A 3,429-nucleotide genomic window follows, 5' to 3' on the forward strand; every position below is an offset into this window, starting at 1 on the left:
CGATTTTTCAGCAGCTGCAGCCAGTTCTCCAGAACCACATAGGGGCGTTTCCGCAGAAGTTGACTGGTCCAGCGAACCAGGACCGATGTCAGGCGGATGTGCCACATCGGCAACAGCGGCAGGAAGACACGGGGAACGTAGAGTGTTGCCCAGCGGGAAATAAAGTGCACCAGCAGGGCATCGGTGGAATAGGCACCCTCGCAGAAGACGGCCTTCACACGTTCTGACCGGGCCGCAGCGATCAATGCGGGAGTCGATCCACGACTGACCCCCATCACTCCCAGCGGCAGGTGATTAAGGTCTGGTCGGCTGGCGATGAAGCGGAGTGCCGAAAGGGCATCTTCCACTTCAAACTCGGTGGCCCAGTGCAGCGGGGAATACCCCTGCAGGGAACCGCTTTCACCCTGATTTCGGAAATCGAAGGCGACGACCTTGAACCCCGCTTCCAGCAACCCGCGGGCGTAGATCGATGCCGACCAGTGGCTCCCTTCGAGTTCGGGGCAGAAAAGGATGACACCCCGAGGGACGCTCTGGCCGTTAAAGTGGATGCTTCCCCGGAGAGTAATTCCATCGCGGGTTTGAAACGAGACCTCTTCCGCAGCCGGATCCCGTGGTACAGGCGGGACAGAGAAAGGAGGCTTCGTTTCGAAGATCCGCAGCACGAGGCGAACATAGATGCACTGGACAATAACATCCACTGCGACCACGCTGGCCACGAGAATTGACAGCCAGAACAATTGTCATTTCCTCTGACAGAACTAACTCTCAAATTCCGCGAATATCAATGAGCAGTTCTGACCACCGAATCCGAAGCTGTTCGACAATGTACGACGGACCTGGGCCTCGCGAGCCTGATTGGGGACGTAGTCCAGATCGCAGTCAGGGTCGGGAGTCTCATAGTTGATTGTCGGTGGCAAGACGTTGTCTCGCATCGACAACAGGCAGGTGATCGCTTCAACGCTTCCAGCAGCGGCGATCAGGTGGCCCATCATGCTCTTGATGCTGGAAACGGGCGTCTTGTACGCGGAGGGACCGAACGATGTTTTGATCGCCGCGGTCTCGACCTTATCATTAACTTCTGTGCTGGTGCCGTGAGCATTGATATACTGAATATCTTCGGCATTCAGCTTGGCGTCGCGCAACGCCATATTAATGCAGGCGACAGCACCCCGACCTTCAGGATGAATATCGGTGATGCGGTAGGCGTCCGCCGTGGAACCGTAGCCGACCAGTTCTGCATAGATCCGGGCGCCGCGCTTCTTCGCGTGTTCGAGCTCTTCGAGAATCACCATCCCCGCACCTTCACCCAGCACGAAACCGTCCCGGTCGCGGTCGAAGGGACGCGAGGCACGCTGAGGCTCGTTGTTGTGAGTCGACAGCGCGGTTAACAGGTTGAAGCCCGTCACACCGAAGGGGTGAATCATGCTGTGGGCACCGCCCGAAAGCATGACGTCTGCGTCGCCACGGCGAATGATTTCGGTCGCTTCGCCAATCGCCTGACTGGATGCCGCACAAGCGGTCAGACAGTTCAGGTTCGGTCCCTGTGCATCGAACAGACTGGCCAGATGGCCTGCCGGCATGTTCGGTTCCTGCTCCAGTTCCTGCTGCGCGTGCAGGCGTGTGAGTCCGACGCGAGTGAACGCTTCGAGGTCGACATGACCGTCGTGCTGTGACTCGGCAATCAGGCTCATCACGCGGGCAAAATCCTGCTGACCTTCGCCCGCACCCAGATAGATTCCGAAGCGTGACGGGTCGACGCTGTCGAGGACACCGGAATCATCGACCGCTTGACGGGCTGCGCCAATGGCGAACCGGATGTTCAGGCCGCAATGCTCGAACCGTCGCGGATCATCGACGTAGTTCTTGAGGTCGAAGTTTTTGACTTCGGCGGCGAATGTCGTCGGGAAGTGCGAAGCATCAAAGTGCGTAATCGGACCGATTCCGCTCTTGGCTTCCTGGAGTGACTTCCACATCTCTTCGACAGTATTACCGATCGGGGTGATAGCTCCGATACCGGTGACGACAACTCGCCGTCTCATGTTGAACTCCAAGAATAAATTCTTTGATGGATGTCTCTGACGTGATTAGCTGATTCTCGTGGAAGCGAGCACTGCGACGGAGTTACGGATTCCCTGACGTGGAATCGTCTTTGGCTCCGTCACCCGCTTTTCCAACATCCATCACTCCCAGCAATCGCATGGAAAAAACGAAATTCTTCTGATCGATTCGGACTCCGCCAGCGACATTCTCGCTGACATGAGCGAAGACGATTTCGCCTTCCGCCACCAGTCGATCGCCGACGTGGGCTGTCGCTTCGACCATGCCCCCTTCGTCCCGCACATCGATCAACTTCGCGGTATAGGTCAGGGTGTCGCCGGGAATGGCCCAGCTGTGGTATGTCATTCTTGGCACCTTCGCCAGAATGACAACCTTGTTGAAATCATTCACTTTTCCGAGAAGGATGCCACCGGTCTGTGCCATTCCTTCCAGCATCAGTGAAGGAGGCATCACGGGAAAGCCCGGAAAGTGGTCGTGCAAATGATCTTCCGCCAAAGTGATGTTCTTGATCGCTTTGGCGTGAGAGCCATCTGCAAATTCAACAAACCGGTCAATCCAGATCCAGCGCATGATGTTATTGATCCATCTCGGACAGTCGGGTCGCCACGATTTGGAACGGGGGCAGGGCCCTCAATGTCCCAAACGGTCTTTCCTGACAGTGTGGCAAATTCCGTGTAAATGTCTATTTCTGCTGATCATCTCGCGCGCGAGCGACATTCCGCAGAGCACTGGGGCGGGCCGATTGCCGTGACCAGGGCACTGAACGCAGAAAGTCGTTGATCCCCGTGCCCGTCAGACCGGCGCAAAAAGGGATCTCGCTGCTTCGTCGATTTCTCCGAAGCAGCGAGGTATCGCTTGTTCAATGAGAGCAGTTCTCATTGGAATGCTCGTGAACTAGTTCAGCTTCGAAGCGAGGAAGTTCACAACCATGTTGACGGTGAACAGGTCTTCGACGTTTTCGACCTTGGGATCTTGAGCCAGCTTGTCGATGGCGGCCGAGTCTGCGTGGGGCAGCTTGGTTCGCAGTTCGCTGAGACCCTTTTCGGTGACTTTCCCGTTTTCGGCGAAGCCGGAATCCGCGGCGAACAGACTTTCAGGGAACAGTTCGTTGCGGGGAATCTTGATCCCGAAGTTCTTTTCGAGACGGAAGACGATATCGAGGAAGTCAATCGATTCCGCTCCCAGGTCGGCTTTCAAGCGTGAAGCGGGAGTGACATCGTCGTCATCGACCCCCAGGGCGTCGATCAGTGTCGCTTTTACTTTTTCGTAGATTTCGTCGTGAGATGGCATCCAAGATTCTCCTGAGAACTGCCGTGCCGGACCACATTGGCTTCCGGCAGTTCATTTCTAATTTTCACCCAAATTCAAATA

At 56.2% G+C, this 3,429-nt stretch carries 4 protein-coding genes; all 4 read right to left on the reverse strand.

Going from position 1 to position 3,429, the window contains the following annotated elements; genetic code table 11:
• A partial coding sequence (locus VGE80_RS05455) for an alpha/beta hydrolase (RefSeq protein ID WP_440591948.1) occupies positions 1-737 on the reverse strand: 737 nt, incomplete at its 3' end.
• Between the two features lie 21 nt (positions 738-758).
• The gene (gene fabF, locus VGE80_RS05460) at positions 759-2,039 is read right to left on the reverse strand and encodes a beta-ketoacyl-ACP synthase II (protein ID WP_373653592.1); all 1,281 of its coding nucleotides are present in this window, start codon (positions 2,037-2,039) and stop codon (positions 759-761) included.
• Between the two features lie 82 nt (positions 2,040-2,121).
• Positions 2,122-2,628 (reverse strand): 3-hydroxyacyl-ACP dehydratase FabZ family protein, encoded by a 507-nt coding sequence (locus tag VGE80_RS05465; RefSeq protein WP_440591949.1) that lies wholly within the window; start codon positions 2,626-2,628, stop codon positions 2,122-2,124.
• 324 nt (positions 2,629-2,952) lie between these two features.
• Positions 2,953-3,348, reverse strand: coding sequence for an acyl carrier protein (locus VGE80_RS05470; protein ID WP_373653590.1), 396 nt, complete (start codon positions 3,346-3,348; stop codon positions 2,953-2,955).
• Positions 3,349-3,429 lie beyond the last annotated feature (81 nt).

This window comes from Schlesneria sp., assembly GCF_036405755.1.
In the GTDB taxonomy this organism is placed as follows: domain Bacteria; phylum Planctomycetota; class Planctomycetia; order Planctomycetales; family Planctomycetaceae; genus Schlesneria; species Schlesneria sphaerica.

Coding starts and splice junctions, on each gene's coding strand:
- fabF (WP_373653592.1), bottom strand. CDS start 2,039: ATGAGACGGCGAGTTGTCGTCACCGGTATCGGAGCTATCACCCCGATC.
- VGE80_RS05465 (WP_440591949.1), bottom strand. CDS start 2,628: ATGCGCTGGATCTGGATTGACCGGTTTGTTGAATTTGCAGATGGCTCT.
- VGE80_RS05470 (WP_373653590.1), bottom strand. CDS start 3,348: ATGCCATCTCACGACGAAATCTACGAAAAAGTAAAAGCGACACTGATC.